Below are 16,283 nucleotides of genomic sequence, written 5' to 3' on the forward strand. Positions count from 1 at the left end.
CCGGATACGAACGGGAGCCGTGGCGATCGCCACGGCTCCCGTTTGCGCGTGCGGACCCAGGCCGCCCGCGTGCCCGCGGTGGTCCCCTACCGCGGGAACGCCTCCGGCAGGCCGCCGTCCACGGTGAGGATGTCGCCGGTGGTGTAGCGGAAGCGGCTGCTGGCCAGCAGCACCGCCAGGTCGGCCACCACCTCCGCGGGGATGAGCGCCGCCCCCATCAGGTTCCGCTTGCGATAGACCTCGAGCTGCTCCTCGACGGTGATGCCGCGGCTGGCCGCGCGCTCCTTCACGAACTGCAGGAACAGCGGCGTCTCGATCTGGTCGGCGTTAATGGCGTTGACCCGGATGCCGTCCCCGCCCAGCTCCACCGCGGCCACCCGGAGCGCCTGCAGCATGGCCGCCTTGCTCCCGCCGTAGGCCACCGCCTCCTTGCCCGGCACCACCGCCGCCTTCGAGACCGACGCCACGATCGACCCGCCGAGCCCCTGGCGCCGCATGATGCGCGCGGCGCGGCCGATGGCCTGCACCGCGCCGATGTAGTGCACCTCGAGCTGCCGCTGCAGGTCCTCCCGGGTGATCTCGGTGATCGGCGCGAAGCGGGGCGGGGCGCCCGCGGTGTAGAACAGGCAGTCGAGCCCGCCGAACTCCAGCACCGCGCGGCGGAACAGCGCGTCGAGGCTGGCGTCGTCCCGCACGTCCACCGGGCCGCCGATCACCCGCCCCGGCGCCGCGGCCGCGATCTCGCAGGCCACCTTGCCCGCCACGGCGCCGTCGAGGTCGGCCACCACCACGTGGGCCCCCTCCGCCGCGAACTTCTCCGCCGCCGCCTTGCCGATCCCGCTCCCGCCGCCGATCACCACCACCACGTGCCGCGGCAGCAGCTTGGTGGCCCGCTCCTTCGCGAGCGCCTCCTCGGTCTTCCGGCGCTCCAGCGGCCAGTGCTCGAACGCGAAGACGTCGGCCTCAGGGAGGAACTCGAACCGCTCCACCGCCTCCGCATTCACCAGGCTCTCGAGCCCGGCGCGGTAGCAGAGGTTGGCGGTCACCGCGTTCTTCTTGTCGCTGAACGCCGTGATCATCCCGATCCCCGGCACCAGGACCACCTTGGCCCAGTCGTCGAGCGGCGGCTGGTCGGCCGCGGCGTGGCGCCGATGATACGCCTCGTATTCGGCCCGCTGCACCGCGATCTGCGCCGTGACCTGCGCGGCCAGCGCGTCGGGCGCGAGCGCCGGGTCGAGGTCGAGCCACAGCGGCAGCCGCCCCGCCCGCAGCAGGTGCTCCGGCGTGGTCATGCCGCGGCGCACCAGCTCCGGGGTGCGCTCCTGCGCCAGGGTCTCGAGCACGTCCTCGCCATCGTCGAAGTGCAGGATCACCCGCTCCGCCGCGCCCAGCGCGCCCCGCACCGCCGGGAGCACCGTGGCGGCCAGCTGCTGCCGCTCCGCCGCGGGCCGCGCCGGCCGGACGGTGCCGCCGAGCACCCGCTTGCCCTTGCGGCAGGCGGCGAGATAGGCCTCGATCTTTGCCACCGCCGCAGTCATGCGCTGGTGGCACTGCCGCGGGTCGTCGCCGAAGATCACCAGCCCATGGTGCGCCAGCGTCATGCCGATGGCGCCCGCCGGGATGCTCCCGGCCATCGCGCTCACGGCGCGCGCCAGCGGGAAGCCGGGCCGGCTGTAGGGGACGTACACCACCTGCCCGTCGAAGATCTCGCGCACCAGCCGCTCCGCCGTGCCATCCGGCACGTTGGTCAGGCTCATGGTGGCGATGTCATGGGTGTGCGCGATGACCCGGTGCGGCAGCAGCGAGTGCAGCGGCGTCTCGACGCTCGGCGCGGGGCCCTCGGCCAGCATGCAGCCCGCCATGAAGCGCATCATCTCGGCGTCGGTCATCTGGTCGATGACCCCAAGCGGCGCCAGCCGCGGCAGCGACAGCCGCGTGAAGCCACCACGCGTGATGCTGCGCAGGTCGGTGCCGCTCCCCTTCACCAGCAGCGCCTCGACGTCGGCGCCGTCGGGGCCCGGGACCTTCATCTTGATGGAGGTGTTGCCGCCCCCCGGCTGGACCAGCCGGGTCTCCCGGCCCAGCAGGTTGGAGAGGTGCACCAGCCCGTCGAGCGGGTCGGTACCGGCGGGCAGGCTGGCCCAGGGATCGGCGGCGGACGTCTGGTCTGAAGGGGTCATGGGCTGGAATCTCGCCCGGAGACGCCCCGGACGGGAGCGGGACGTCTGGCCCCCTGCTCCTGCCGCCGGTAGTTTTCTGCTTCCCTCGGCCCGGACCACCCATCTCCCTCGCGCCCCTCCTGCAGGCCGCCCTCGGCGACACCTACCAGCTCGTCCGGGAACTGGGCGGCGGGGGCATGAGCCGGGTGTACCTCGCCACCGAGGCGCGCCTCGGACGCCAGGTCGTCATCAAGGTGCTGCCGCCCGAGATGAGCGCCGCGGTGAACGTCGAGCGCTTCGAGCGCGAGATCAAGCTCGCGGCGCGGCTGCAGCACCCGCACATTGTCCCGCTGCTCACCGCCGCCGCCGCCGGCGACCTGCTCTACTACATCATGCCCTTCATCGAGGGGGAGTCGCTCCGGGCCAAGCTGGCCCGCGAGGGCGAGCTGCCCGTCGCCGAAGCGGCCAAGATCATGCGCGAGGTGGTGGACGCCCTCTCGTACGCGCACCGGAGCGGCGTGGTCCATCGCGACATCAAGCCGGACAACGTCCTCCTCTCAGACGGCCACGCGGTGGTCACCGACTTCGGCGTGGCCAAGGCGGTCACCGCCTCCAGCGGGAAGTCCTCGCTCACCTCCCTCGGCGTGGCGCTCGGCACCCCGGCCTACATGGCGCCGGAGCAGGCCGCCGCCGATCCCCACGTGGACCACCGCGCCGACATCTATGCCACGGGCATCCTGGCCTACGAGATGCTCACCGGCCAGCCCCCCTTCACGGCGCCCACCGCGCAGGGGCTGCTCGCGGCCCACATCACGCAAGTGCCGGAGCCCGTGAGTGCCCGCCGGCCGGCGGTGCCGGCGGTGCTCAACGGCCTCCTCATGCGCTGCCTGGAGAAGCGTCCCGCCGACCGGTGGCAGAGCGCCGCCGAGCTGCTGGGCCAGCTGGAGGCCGCGGCGACCCCATCCACCGGCGGGCTGACCCCCACCGGCACCACGCCGGCCATCTCCAGCGGCACGGAGCAGGCCATCCGCCAGAGCCACCCGGTGCGGGTGGCGGTGCTGTTCGGGGTGGCGGCGGTGCTGGTGATCGGCCTGGCGTTTGTCCTGGTGCGCGCCCTGGGCCTCCCCGACTGGGTGCTCTACGGCGCCGTCGGACTGATGGCGGCTGGCCTCCCGATCATCGCGCTGACCGGCCACTTCGAGCGCCGCCGGGCGGAGGCCCGGGCCACCGGCCGCATCCTTCCGCCGTCGGCGGGAGGGATGCAGCACTGGTTCACGTGGCGGAAGGCCATCCGGGGCGGGCTGATCGCCTTCGGGGTGCTGGCCCTGGTGGCGGGTGGGTACACCGCCATGCGGCTGGCCGGCATCGGGCCCGCCGGCACGCTGGTCGCGTCGGGGCGGCTCAAGGCGAAGGACCGGATGATCGTCGCCGACTTCGAGAACCGCACCAGCGACCCCGGCCTGGCGGGCTCGATCACGGAGGCGTTCCGCATCGACCTGGGCCAGTCGCCGGTGGTGCGGCTCCTCAGCACGGCGGAACTCGCCGCCGCCCTGGGCCGCATGCAGCGCGACCCAGCCACCCCGCTCACCGCGGCGCTGGCCCGCGAGATCGCGGCCCGCGAGGGCGCCAAGGCGGTGGTGAGCGGCGAGATCAGTCCCATCGGGAAGGGCTTCGTCCTCTCCGCCCGCCTGGTCGATGTCGCCGACGGCAGCGAACTCGTGGCGCTGCGCGAGACCGCCGACGACGACGCCGGCATTGTGAGCGCCCTCGACCGGCTCTCCGGCCGCCTGCGGGAACGGATCGGCGAGTCGCTTAAGACCATTCGCGGCGGCGAGCCGCTGGACCAGGTCACCACCGGCTCCCTCGAGGCGCTGCGCCTCTACACCGAGGCCGCGCGGCGGAGCGACGCGGGCGACAGCCCCGGCGCCGTTCCGCTGCTGGAGCAGGCCCTGGCCCTCGACAGCGGCTTTGCCATGGCGTGGCGCAAGCTCGCGGTGGCGCTCTCCAACGCGGCGGCGAGCGAGGATCGCATCATCGACGCCACCACCCGTGCCTACCAGCACCGCGACCGGCTCCCCGAGATCGAGCGGCTGTTCACCATCGCCTTCTACCACAACAAGGTCGACGCGGACCCCGCGCGCGAGGAGGCGGCCTATCGCCGCGTGCTGCTGCTCCGCCCCGACGATGCCGTGGCCGTCAACAATCTCGCCCTCCTGATGCTGAACCGGCTGCGCCCCGCCGTGGCCGAGTCGCTGGTCCGGCCCCTGGCCGCCTCCCGCGACTACCCCAACAACGCCGACCTGCAGCTCCTGGCCGCCGTGGGGGGGCAGGGACACTTCGACGAGGTCGACCGGATCCTCGGCGCCCGGCTCAAGGCCTTCCCCGATCACCCGCTGTACCTCTGGGCCCGGGGATTCACCAGCGGGGGAGCGCAGCGCTACCCCGAAGCCGAGCGTGCGTGGCTCGCCCTGGGCCTCAAGACGCGTGACAACGAGTGGCGCTTCCGGTCCGCGGTGGGCCTGGGCATGACGCTCCAGGTCCAGGGCAAGCTCGCCGATGCCGAGCGGCAGGCCCGCCAGGCCGCGACGACCGCGATGGCGCGGAGGCTCCCCGGAGCGGCACTGGAAGTCCAGGCGGGACTGGCCCGGGCGTACCTGCTGTTCCGCCAGGATACGGCCGGCGCCCTGCGCCTGCTCGAGGAGGGGCTGCGGGCCTACCCTCTTGATTCCATCCCGCGCTACGACCGCCCGCTCGCGGCCCTCTCCGTGGCCCACGCCGTCGCCGGCCAGACCGCGCGGGCCCGGGCGGCGCTGGAGCGGTACGAGGCCGAGGTGCCCATCGGCGTGCGTCGCGGGCGCTGGTCGTGGTACGAGGCGCGAGGCTGGCTGGCGCTGGCGGAGGGGCGGGCCCAGGATGCCGTCGCGGCCTTCACGGCCGGACGCCTGGTGGACGGCTGCCCCGATTGCGGCAACTGGGAGGAGGGGCTGGCCTTCGAGCGCGCCAACCAGCCGGACTCCGCCCTCGCCGCCTACCAGCGGGCGGTGGCCATCGGCTCCACCTGGAAGCCCAACGGCGATATCTGGGGCCTCGGCCCGAGCCTCCAGCGCCTCGGCGAGCTGTACGAGAGCCGCGGCGACACGGCCCGTGCCCTCGAGGCCTACTCCCGGCTGCTGGAGCTCTGGAAGGACGCGGATCCGGTGCTGCAGCCCGCGGTGACCGCGGTGCGCGCCCGGATGGCACACCTGACCGGAGAAGCGAAGTGACCCTGCCCCGTCGCGACTTCCTCGCCACCGGCGCCGCCGGGCTCGGCGCCCTGGGGCTTGGCCGCGGGTGGCCCGCCCTCGAGGGAATGGTCCGCGTCCTGCCAAGCGCTCCAGGTGACATGCGCTGGTGGCGCGAGGCGCGCTTCGGGATGTTCGTCCACTGGGGGCTCTACGCCATCCTCGGCGGCGAGTACGGCGGCCGCACCGACTACGGCGAGTGGATCCGCAACAACGCGCACATCCCCCTCGCCGAGTACGACCGGCTGGTGGCCCGGTTCAACCCGTCGGGCTTCGACGCCAACCAGTGGGCGGCGCTCGCGCACGAGGCGGGGATGGGCTACCTCACCATCACCACCAAGCACCACGACGGCTTTGCCCTCTTCGACTCCGCCCTCACCGATTTCTGCGTGCGCTCCACCCCGTTCAAGCGCGACATCATGCACGAGGTGGCCGCCGCCTGCCGCCGCCACGGCGTCCGTCCCTGCTGGTACCACTCCATCATGGACTGGCACCACCCCGACTACCTCCCGCGCCGCGACTGGGAGGCCGAGACCCGCTCGGCGGAGGGGGCGCGGTACGCCCGCTACGAGGCGTACCTGCACGGGCAGGTCAGCGAGCTGCTCACCCGCTACGGCGACATCGGCGTGATGTGGTTCGACGGCCAGTGGGAGGGCACCTGGACCCAGGCGATGGGCCGGCGGCTCTACGACAAGTGCCGCGCGCTGCAGCCGGCGGTCATCGTGAACAACCGGGTCAACGGCTGGTCGGCCACCCCGGTGCCGCCCGAGGCGCAACTGGGTGACTTCCGCACCCCGGAGCAGGAGATCCCGGCCACCGGCTGGCCGGGCGTGGACTGGGAGTCGTGCATCACGATGAACCGTAACTGGGGCTACAACAGCCACGACCACGACTTCAAGTCCGTGGAGCAGCTGGTCGGGATGCTGGTGGAGACGGCGTCGAAGGGCGGCAACCTGCTGCTCAACGTGGGGCCGAAGCCGGACGGGAGCTTCCCGGAGGAGAGCGTGGAGCGGCTCCGCGCCATGGGCCGCTGGATGGCGGTGAACGGCGAGGCGATCCGCGGCACCAGCGCCTCGCCGTTTGCCCGGGCGCCGTTCCGCGCCACCAGCAAGCCCAGCCGCCTCTACCTCTTCCTCGGTGAGTGGCCGGGGGCGGAGCTGCGGGTGCCGGGCCTGCGCACCCCCATCCACCGCGCCACGCTGCTCGGCGATCCGGCGCGCGGCCCGCTGGCCTGGACCGCGGGGCCGGAGGGGATGACCGTGCAGCTGCCGGGCGCGCCGCCCGATGGCCCCTGGCCGGTGGTCCGGCTGGAGTTCGACCGGACCCCCGAGGTGACCGGCTAGGCCGCTAGGCGTCCATCACGTCGGGGAAGAGCCGGGCCGCACAGACCGGGCAGAGCGAGTGGGAGCATTCGATCCCCGCCGTGTGCCAGAGGTACTCCTCGATCGGCCGCCACTCGCCCACCGCCGTGCGGGTCTTCTTGCACTGGGCGCAGATGGGCACCAGTCCCTGCAGCACACCGCCGGCCCCGGCGCGCTCCATGGCCTTCCGCCGCACCGCCGTCACGTCGCTGAACGACACCACCACCTGGGTGGCGCGCCCGTCGCCGCCGACCGCGGGGATCGCGTTGACCACCAGCCAGGTGATGCCGCCGGCCGCGGAGGTCACCCCCACCACCCGGTCCCACACCGGGCGCGCGGTCTGCAGCGCCACCATGGCGGGGTGATCCGAGGGCGGCACCGGGCGTTCATCCTCGCCCAGCAGCAGCCAGTATGGATTGAAGGAGGTGAGCCCCTGGAGTTGCCCCTCGCTCGCGCCGAGCAGCTCGCGCGCCGCCCGGTTGGCGAGCACGATGCCGGCATCCGCCGCATGCACCACCACGCCCACGGCCAGGCCGTCGAGTACCGCGCGGTAGCGGGCCTCGCTCTCGCGCAGCCGCTCCTCCGCCAGCCGGCGCCGGGTCACGTCGCGGGTCACCGAGTGGATCTCCTGCACCTCGCCGGTGCCCGGGTCGCGGATGGCCCGCACCGAACACTCGAACCAGAGGTATGTGCCGTCCTTGGCCCGCAGCCGATGGGTGATGACGGTGGAGACGCCCGACTGGCGCAGCGCCTCGTGGGCCTGCTGCGCGAGCCCCAGCTCGTCGGGGTGGAACAGGTCGAAGACGGGCCGTCCCACCAGCTCAGCGGGTTCGTAGCCGAGCAGGCGCGCCGCGGCGGGAGAGGCGTACCGGTACACCCCGTCCGGCGCGTGGCAGGAGAGCAGGTCCCCGGCCGACTCGGCCAGGCTGCGCAGGCCGGCGTCGTCCGGAGTGTGGGCTGACAATGCGGTCGTCATGGCGGGCGCCCTCAGGGGGAGAGGCCAGTCCGTGGTGGGAGAACCTACCGGACCAACGTAGGACCGCCTGACAGGCAGCGCAATACGGCCCGCGACAGCGAGGGATCACCGTGAAGGGATCTTCGCCGACCGGGCCGATTCGATGAAGGCTCCTTGCCTGCGCTCGCGCTCGAACCCGCACGACGGCCCCGGACACCCGCCCCGGCGTGCCGGTGCTGATGGGCACCACGGCTTGCCATCCGGGTCGTATGGGCTGACCTACGCCGCGTCGTGCCGCCGATGACGCTGCCGTTCTGGATCATGTCCACTTCGATCGAGAGGTCCTGCCCCGTGCCACCCTGCAGAAAGCCCACCGGGGGCGGATTCCAGATCCACGCACGGCGCAAGACGACATCAGGATGCTCCAGGCCGCAATAGGGGATGCGGTGGTGCGCTGACCCTGATGTTGGCACACAGCATGACGAATGAAGCACTGTCTCATAAAGCACTGCACAACAGTAAGTTAGCGAGCGCGCCAGAGCAGGCGGGAAACCTGAATTTCCGCGCCGGGCCCGGCACTTCTCCTGTTGGGCTGGCCCGGTCACCGGGCGGCGGTAGATTCGCTGCACCCCGAGGAGAGCCCATGTCCCGATCCACCGCCCGCTGGCTGCTCGCGCTGCTCCTGCTTCCGACCATCCCGGCCGCGGGGCAGGCCCGCCTGGCGCCCGCCGGACCCCGCTTCGAGGTGACCTTTCCCGCCGCCCGCAGCGTCACGGCGCTCGACGGCCGCCTGCTCCTCATGCTGAGCACCGACAGCAGCACCGAGCCCCGCTTCCAGGTGGGCGACCAGGAAGACACCCAGCTGATCTTCGGCATCGACGTGGAGAGCTGGCTTCCGGGGAAGCCGCGCACCGTGGACGCGCGCGCGCCCGGCTACCCCGTGGCGCGGCTCACCGACCTCCCCGCCGGGCGGTACCGGGTGCAGGCGCTCCTCAACCGCTACGAGACCTTCCGTCGCGCCGATGGCCACGTGGTGAAGCTCCCCCCCGATCGCGGCGAGGGGCAGCAGTGGAACAGCAAGCCCGGGAACCTCTACAGCGCGCCGCGCTGGATCACCCTCGATCCGCGCCGGCCCGAGACCTTCCGCGTGGCGCTGGCGGAGGAGATCCCGCCCGTCGCCCCGCCGGCCGACACGAAGTACGTACGCCACGAGCGCATCCAGTCGAAGCTGCTCTCCGACTTCTGGGGCAAGCCGATGTACCTCGGCGCCCACGTGCTGCTCCCCGCCGGGTTCGACGAGCACCCCGACGCCCGCTACCCGCTGTTCATCGATCACGGGCACTTCCCCGCCGACTTCGAGCCGTGGCGCGAGACCCCGCCCGACCCGAACCTCGCCCCCGACTACAGCGCGCGCTTCGACCTGCACGGCTACAACCGGATCCAGCAGGAGTACGCGCACCAGTTCTACAAGGACTGGACCGGCCCAGGCTTCCCCCGCGTGCTGCTGATCCAGATCCAGCACCCCACGCCGTACTACGACGACTCCTACGCCGTGAACTCCGCCGCCAACGGTCCCTACGGCGACGCGATCATGCGCGAGCTGGTGCCCTACCTGGAGCGGAAGTACCGCGGCCTCGGGCAGGGGTGGGCCCGCTTTGCCTACGGCGGTTCCACCGGCGGGTGGGAGGCGATGGCGGTGCAGATGTTCTATCCCGACGAGTTCAACGGGGCCTGGGCCGCCTGCCCCGACCCCATCGACTTCCGGCAGTACATGACGATCAACATCTACGCCGACAGCAACGCCTACCGGAGCGGCGGGCCGTGGAAGTGGGTGGAGCGGCCCGGGCACCGGAACTACCTGGGGCACGTCCAGACCACCGTGCGGCAGATGAACCAGCTGGAACACGTGCTGGCCAGCCGCGGGCGCTCCGGCGGGCAGTGGGACATCTGGCAGGCCGTCTACTCCCCCCTCGACGCCGCCGGCTACCCGGCGCCCATCTGGGACAAGGTCACCGGCCGCATCAACCCGTCGGTCGCGGACTACTGGCGCGAGCACTTCGACCTGGGCCACATCCTGGCCCGGGACTGGTCCACCCTGGGGCCGAAGATCAACGGCAAGCTCCACATCTATGTGGGCGAGGGCGACAACTACTTCCTCAACAACGCCGTCTACCTGGTGGAACGGCGGCTCCGCGACCTGGGCAGCCCGGCGCCCGACATCGAGGTGGACTACGAGCCGCGCGCCGAGCACTGCTGGAACGGCGACCATACCCGCCCCAACGCCTACAGCCGCCTGCGCTACGCCCAGATGTTCATCCCGCGGGCCATGGACCAGATCCGCAAGCGCCACCCGGCGTGGGCGGACACCCTGAGCTGGCGGTACTAGGCATGTCCCTGGACGCGGAATCCCTGATCCGGCAGCTCGAGGCCACCGGCGACTACCGGGTGCTGCGCCGCTTCGCGCCGCGCGAGCGCTACGGTGAGGCGGGGCCGGGCGGCGTGCGGCAGGGGCTGGTGGTCGATGTGGAGACCACCGGCCTCGACCCGGTGGCCGATGCGATCATCGAGCTCGCCGCGGTGCCGTTCACCTTCAGCCCCGCCGATGGCGTGGTGATCGCCGTGGAGCCGCCGGCCACCTGGCTCGAGGACCCGGGTCGCCCCATCCCCCGCGAGGTGGTGGAGCTGACGGGCATCACCCAGGAGATGGTGACGGGGCAGCGGATCGATGACGCCGCCGCCACCGCGCTGGTGGAGCGCGCCGACCTGGTCATCGCCCACAATGCCGCCTTCGACCGCAGGTTCCTCAACCGGCGGCTGCCGGCGTGCGCCCAGAAGCCCTGGGCCTGCTCCCAGCGCGAGATCCCCTGGAAGCGGGAGGTCGGCGCGTCGGCGGCGCTCGAGTTCCTGCTGGTCAAGCACGCCGGGATGTTCTTCCAGGGCCACCGCGCCGCGGTGGACTGCCAGGCGCTGGTCCACCTGCTGGCCACCCCCCTCGCCTCGGGGGGCACCCCGCTCCGCTGGCTGCTCGAGAGCGCCCGCCGCACCACCGCGCGCATCTGGGCGGTGGACGCGCCCTACGACGCCAAGGACGCCCTCAAGACCCGTGGCTACAGCTGGAACGGCGGTGGCGACGGCCGGCCCAAGGCCTGGTTCCGTGAGGTGCCCAAGGAGGATCTCGAGGCCGAGAAGGCCTGGCTGGCCGCCAACGCCTACGGCGGCCGCCCCGGGAATCCCCGGGTGGACCCGCTCACCGCGAAGACCCGCTACTCCGAGTGACCGCCGATCCCCTGGAGCAGGTCTTCGACCTGCTGGCCGACGGCCGCGAGGCCGAGGCGCACGCGCAGCTCGACCTCCTGATCCGGGAGGAGCCGTGGAACGGGCCGCTGCACGCCATCCGCGCCCTGCTGCGGGTGGACCAGGGCCGCCTGGACGACGCGGCGCGCGATGCCGCCACCGGCGTGGAGCTGGCGGAGGACAACGGCTTCAGCCACTACGCCGTGGCGGCGGTGGCGCTGGCCCGGGAGGAGTATCCCGCCGCCATCACCGCGGCGCGGGAAGCCCAGCGGCTCGCCGCGGGCTACCTCGAGGCCGCGCTCCTCGAGGCGCGCGCCCAGGCGGCGGCCGGGCGCTGGCCGGAGGCGGTGGAGCTCACCCGCCAGGTCCTCGAGCAGGAGCCGGACAACGACGAGGCGGCGCTGCTGCACACGCTCGCCGCCGGCGCGGTGCGGGGCGGGGGCCTCGACCGCGAGGCCTGGCGCGCGCTCGCCGACCGGTTCCCGCTCAACCCGGTGGCGCGCGCCGGCGCCGGCTGGACCCGGCTCAGTGCGGGGCACTACAAGGACGCGCGGGTGGAGTTCGAGCAGGCCCTCGCCATCGACCCGTCGCTGCCGTGGGCGCGCGAGGGGCTGCTCGTCGCCCTCAAGGCCCGCAACCCCGTCTACGCCCTCCTGCTCCGCGCCTTCACCTGGCTGGGCCGCTTCCCGGTGCGCACCCGCCGGCTGCTGCTCCTCGCCGGCTTCCTCGGGTACAACCTGCTGCGCCGCGTGGTCGGCGATCACCCCGCCCTGGGCTGGGTCATCTGGCCGCTCCTTGCGGTGTACATCGCCTTCGTGGTGCTCAGCTGGCTGGCCGACCCGCTGCTCAACCTCGTCCTCCTCGCCGGGCGCGAGGGGCGGCAGCTGCTCGGCCGCGACGAGCGCCACGCCGCACTCCTCGTGGGCGGCTGCCTCGGCCTGGGTGTGGCACTCGGGATCGCGGCGGCGATCACCGGCTGGGACGGCGGCTACCTGAGCGCGCTGGGCGTCGGGTTCACCAGCTTTGCCGTGGCCGCCGCGTGGAACCGCGCCGGCCGCCGTCGCGCCTTCCTCCAGGGCGTCACCGCCGTGGCCTTCCTGGCGGCCATCGGCAGCGGCCTCGTCGCCTCACCATGGGCGGAGGGGCTCTTCCTGCTCACCATCCTCGGCATCGCCATCACCACCTGGACCAGCAGCCTCGCTGGTGAGGGCCCCGCCGAGGCCCACGAGCGTGCGGCACCCTGAGGCCCCACCCGTGCCGGCCGGCATCCCCAATCAGCTATCATTCGCCATGCATCCCGATACCCGCATCCTCCACGCCGGGTACCCGTCCAACCGGACGCCCGGCCCGTACCTCCCCGGCCCCGCCTTCGCGGGTACCTACGTGGCGCCGGGCGATCCCGCCCAGCACCCGCTCACCTACGGCCGGTTCCACAACCCCACCTGGCTCGCGTGGGAAGCCGCACTGGCGGAGCTCGATGGCGGCGAGGCGATCGCCTTTGCCTCCGGGATGGCGGCGGTCTCCGCGGTGTTCGGCGTGGTGCTCCAGCCCGGTGACACGCTGGTGCTCCCCACCGACTGCTACTACACCACCCGCATCCTCGCCCGGGACTGGCTGCCGAAGCTCGGCATCACCGTGCGCACCGCCTCTACCCGCGCCGACGCCCTCGGCGCGCACCTGGCGGGCGCGCGGCTCCTCTGGCTCGAGACGCCCTCCAACCCCGAGCTCGAGGTCTGCGACATCGCGGCGCTGGCCACGGCCGCGCGGCGCGAGGGGTGCCTCGTGGCGGTGGACAACACCACCGCGACCGCCTTCCTGCAGGACCCGCTCGCGCTGGGCGCCGACATCACCATGGCCTCCGACACCAAGGCGCTCACCGGCCACGCCGACGTCACGCTGGGCCACCTGAGCACCCGCGACGCCGAACTCGCGACGAGGCTCCGCACCTGGCGCACCCAGCACGGCGCCACCCCGGGACCGATGGAGGTGTGGCTGGCGCATCGCTCGCTGGCCACCCTGCCGCTCCGTCAGGCGCGCCAGTGCGCCACCGCGCTCGCGCTCGCGGAGCGGCTCGCGACGCGGCGGGACGTGGCGCGGGTCTGCTACCCCGGGCTGGCCTCGCACCCGGGGCACGAAGTGGCCAAGCGGCAGATGCGCGCCTACGGCTCGGTGCTGAGCTTCGACCTGGTCACCCAGGAGCGGGCCGAGCGGTTCCTCGGGAGCCTGACGCTGGTGCGGGAAGCCACCAGCTTCGGGAGCGTCCACTCGAGCGCCGAGCGCCGCGCCCGCTGGGGCGGCGACGCGGTGAGCGAGGGGTTCATCCGGTTCTCCTGCGGCACCGAGTACCCGGACGACCTGATCGCCGACGTCGAGCAGGCGCTGGGGTAGGGCGGTAGGGCGGTAGGGCGGTAGGGCGGTAGGGCGGTAGGGCGGTAGGGCGGTAGGGCGGTAGGGCGGTAGGGCGGTAGGGCGGTAGGGCGGTAGGGCGGTAGGGCGGAACGAGCGACCTCCCCCGGCTCCCAGAAGTTCCCGCTTCCCGCCGCTCGCGGCTGAAGCCGCGGCTCGGCATCCATCGCTGAAGCGAGGCATGACGGGCCCCTGCCAGCGCCGGAACCGCGAAGATCAGGCGCTTCAGCGCCTGCCGCCGAGCCGCGAGTTTACTCGCGAGCCCGCGGCACCGCACTCCCCTCGCCTTCCCTTTTCCCCCTTCCCGCTTCCCGCTTCCCGCTTCCCGCTTCCCGCTTCCCGCAACGCTAGTCACAGTCGAAGCACCGCTCCACCCGCGCCATGAAGCACCCCGCCTCCGCATTCCGCAGGTGCACGAACGCCGCGGTCGTCTCGCGGAACACCCCCTCGATCACCGCCTCGGCCGCACTCTCACCCACCCACTCCTGCGCCACGAGGCGCCCGCCGTCGGCGTATCCCTCGACCACCAGGGGCAGGCCGCGGAAGTCGGGCGGGAAGTCGAGCGCGTCGTAGCGCGCGCAGCCATCGGCGTGGATGAAGACCGGCCCGGGCGCGGGCAGGCTGCCCGGCGCGAACGGCTGGTAGGTGAACAGCAGCCGGTCTTCCTGCCCCACGTGGAAGGTGCGCAGGCAGTGACGGCAGGGGCCGTAGCCCCGCGCCGGCTCACGATGCGCGGGGTGGCCGTACTGGGGGGATCGGAGGGTGGCGCGGACGTCGTCCGCGATCTGGCTGGCGAGTCCTGCGTACCGGAAGGCCGGCATGTTTGCTCCCATCGAGGTGATGGGAGCGAACATAGGACCGTGACGTCGGGACGACTATCCGCCGCGTGCGGTCAAACTGGACCGCCGGGCTACCGCTGCCACACGATCAGGTTGTCCATGATCCCCACGCCCTCGAACGCCACGAACCGGGGCGTCGTGATCCGGGCCGTGAACGGACCGAAGGTCAGGTCGTTGAGCCGGGCGCTCACCTGCTGGGTCACCGGGTCGTAGCGCAGCGCCATCTCGTTCCAGGTCATGTCGTCGGTGTCGCCGCTGGCCAGCAGGGTGCCCGTGCTGCCGTTGAGCCGCACCTCGTAGTGCAGCGGCCCGCCGGTGGGGGTGGAGCGGAGCGCCATCCACAGGGCGCCCTTGTTCTCCAGGCCGCTGATCGTGTCGGGCGCCGCGGTGAACCCGATGGCGATGTAGTTGGGCCACACCACCGCCGGGTAGCCGTTCATCGTCAGCTCGTACGCCGTGGCCGGCGGCGAGAACGGCAGCCGCGCCGTGGGCGAGTACGGCACCGGGTCGAACCACTCCGAGGCCACGCACCCGTTGCCCTGGGACGCCTGCAGCGGCGACGGCATCTCGTTCCAGTTGTCGGTCGCCGAGCAGAACTTCCAGGTCTGGTCGCCGTTGGGGACGAGCCACTGGTTGTTCTTGGTGCCCGGCCACTCCACCCAGAACCCGCCGATCGAGGTGTGGATGAAAGAGGAGCGGAGCGCCCCCTTGCCGCCGTGCGGCCGGAGGATGCTGTCGCCGAGGCCGAACGACTCGCGGATCAGCACCCCGGGCGCGGGGGCCGTGGTCGGGAGCACCGGGAAGCTCGGCACCGGAGTTCCCCCACCCCCCCCCCCGCCCCCACCACCACCGCCGCCGCCACCCTTGGCCCCGGAGACCGGGGTGGTTGATTCGCCGATCGGCGACGCCGTGCAGGCCAGGGACAGGGCCGCGACCAGCGCGACACCGGTCCCACGCAGGGTGGTGAGTTTCATCTGGGGAGTTCTCCGAGGGGATGATGCAGGGTGGCCACCAGGTGCGGCCGTGAACACCCCTCCGGAAGGCAAGTCAGGTTCCACCGGGCACCGCGAGCCAAGTCGGCGCTGTCCAATGATTTGTAAATTGTTGACTAGTCGACCACCTGCCCCGTTTTGGGACACCCTGTCCCGATCCGTGGCGCATGGCGCCACTACCATTCCGAACACCGCTACCGAGATTGCAACCGCATCGCGGGCATCGCATCACGACGGACCCGGATTCCCTGACAGTTCATGCCCGCTTCATCGACCACGGGCCAGTTTGGGCCCCCTCCCCGGCGGAGCGGCCGCCGGGCCCACCTTTCGCGCCGGACACGCCATGCCCCAGCTCCTGCACCTCGACTGCAGCGCCCGCGAGGCGGGCTCGCTCACCCGCGGACTCTCCCGGCAGTTCGTGGAGCGCTGGGTGGCGGCACACCCCGGGACCACCGTGCGCTACCGCGACCTGGCCGCGCACCCGGTGCCCCAGGTGGACACGGCGTGGATCGCCGCCGCCTTCGATCGTACCAGCCCGCCCGGCACTCGGCACGCCGCGCTCGCGGTCTCGGATGAGCTGGTGGACGAGCTGCTGGCGTCGGAGGTGATCGTGGTGGGGAGCCCGGTCTACAACTTCACCGTGCCGGCGGTGCTCAAGGCGTGGATCGACCAGGTCATCCGGGTGGGGCGCACCTTCCTCCCGGGAGCCTTTCCCTCGCGCGGGCTGGCGGGCGGCCGCAAGGTGGTGGTGCTCTCCTCGAGCATGAACGACTACCTCCCACCCTCGCCCCACGTGGCGCTCGATCACTTCGAGCCCTACCTGCGCACCGCCTTCGGGTTCATGGGCGTGGACGACCTGACCGTCATCCGGTGCTCGGGTGGCACCGAGGCGGACATCGCCGCCTCACTGGCGCGGGCGGAGGAACGGATGCAGCAGGTGATCGGCGGGCGGTAGGGCGGTAGGGCGGTAGGGCGGTAGGGCGGTAGGGCGGTAGG

At 72.6% G+C, this 16,283-nt stretch carries 11 protein-coding genes; 7 read left to right on the plus strand and 4 right to left on the minus strand.

The window, feature by feature from the left end:
- Positions 1-86: 86 nt before the first annotated feature.
- Positions 87-2,180, minus strand: a complete 2,094-nt coding sequence (locus IPJ95_04990; protein MBK7922977.1) for an SDR family oxidoreductase — start codon at positions 2,178-2,180, stop codon at positions 87-89.
- 176 nt (positions 2,181-2,356) lie between these two features.
- Between IPJ95_04990 and IPJ95_04995 the strand changes: the two genes are divergently transcribed.
- Together IPJ95_04995 and IPJ95_05000 are read left to right on the plus strand one after the other, a co-directional pair.
- Complete coding sequence (locus IPJ95_04995; protein ID MBK7922978.1) at positions 2,357-5,422, plus strand: protein kinase; 3,066 nt, start codon at positions 2,357-2,359, stop codon at positions 5,420-5,422.
- Complete coding sequence (locus tag IPJ95_05000; protein ID MBK7922979.1) at positions 5,419-6,783, plus strand: alpha-L-fucosidase; 1,365 nt, start codon at positions 5,419-5,421, stop codon at positions 6,781-6,783. Before IPJ95_04995 ends, IPJ95_05000 begins: the two co-directional genes overlap by 4 nt.
- 4 nt (positions 6,784-6,787) lie before the next feature.
- On the opposite strand, the gene IPJ95_05005 is transcribed toward IPJ95_05000, so the two are convergent.
- Entirely contained in the window at positions 6,788-7,777 is a 990-nt protein-coding gene (locus IPJ95_05005; GenBank protein ID MBK7922980.1) for a PAS domain S-box protein, read from the minus strand.
- A gap of 622 nt (positions 7,778-8,399) precedes the next feature.
- Between IPJ95_05005 and IPJ95_05010 the strand changes: the two genes are divergently transcribed.
- Genes IPJ95_05010 through IPJ95_05025 form a run of 4 tightly spaced genes read left to right on the plus strand, consistent with a single transcriptional unit; the run spans position 8,400 to position 13,438 of the window.
- A complete protein-coding gene (locus tag IPJ95_05010; GenBank protein MBK7922981.1) occupies positions 8,400-10,142 on the plus strand; it encodes a hypothetical protein in 1,743 nt (580 codons plus the stop codon).
- A gap of 2 nt (positions 10,143-10,144) precedes the next feature.
- Entirely contained in the window at positions 10,145-11,032 is an 888-nt protein-coding gene (locus tag IPJ95_05015) for a 3'-5' exonuclease (protein MBK7922982.1), read from the plus strand.
- On the plus strand, positions 11,029-12,294 hold the full coding sequence (locus IPJ95_05020) for a hypothetical protein (GenBank protein MBK7922983.1): 1,266 nt from the start codon (positions 11,029-11,031) through the stop codon (positions 12,292-12,294). Before IPJ95_05015 ends, IPJ95_05020 begins: the two co-directional genes overlap by 4 nt.
- Positions 12,295-12,340: 46 nt before the next feature.
- Positions 12,341-13,438, plus strand: a complete 1,098-nt coding sequence (locus IPJ95_05025) for a cystathionine gamma-lyase (GenBank protein MBK7922984.1) — start codon at positions 12,341-12,343, stop codon at positions 13,436-13,438.
- Between the two features lie 365 nt (positions 13,439-13,803).
- On the opposite strand, the gene IPJ95_05030 is transcribed toward IPJ95_05025, so the two are convergent.
- Positions 13,804-14,277: a DUF1203 domain-containing protein gene (locus tag IPJ95_05030; protein MBK7922985.1), complete on the minus strand. Its 474-nt coding sequence runs from the start codon at positions 14,275-14,277 to the stop codon at positions 13,804-13,806.
- Between the two features lie 89 nt (positions 14,278-14,366).
- Positions 14,367-15,269, minus strand: a complete 903-nt coding sequence (locus IPJ95_05035) for a hypothetical protein (protein MBK7922986.1) — start codon at positions 15,267-15,269, stop codon at positions 14,367-14,369.
- Positions 15,270-15,630: 361 nt separating this feature from the next.
- Here IPJ95_05035 and IPJ95_05040 point away from each other — a divergent pair, with 361 nt between their 5' ends.
- A complete protein-coding gene (locus tag IPJ95_05040; GenBank protein ID MBK7922987.1) occupies positions 15,631-16,242 on the plus strand; it encodes an NAD(P)H-dependent oxidoreductase in 612 nt (203 codons plus the stop codon).
- Positions 16,243-16,283: the final 41 nt, after the last annotated feature.

Source organism: Gemmatimonadota bacterium, assembly GCA_016713785.1.
Taxonomy (GTDB): Bacteria; Gemmatimonadota; Gemmatimonadetes; order Gemmatimonadales; family GWC2-71-9; genus JADJOM01.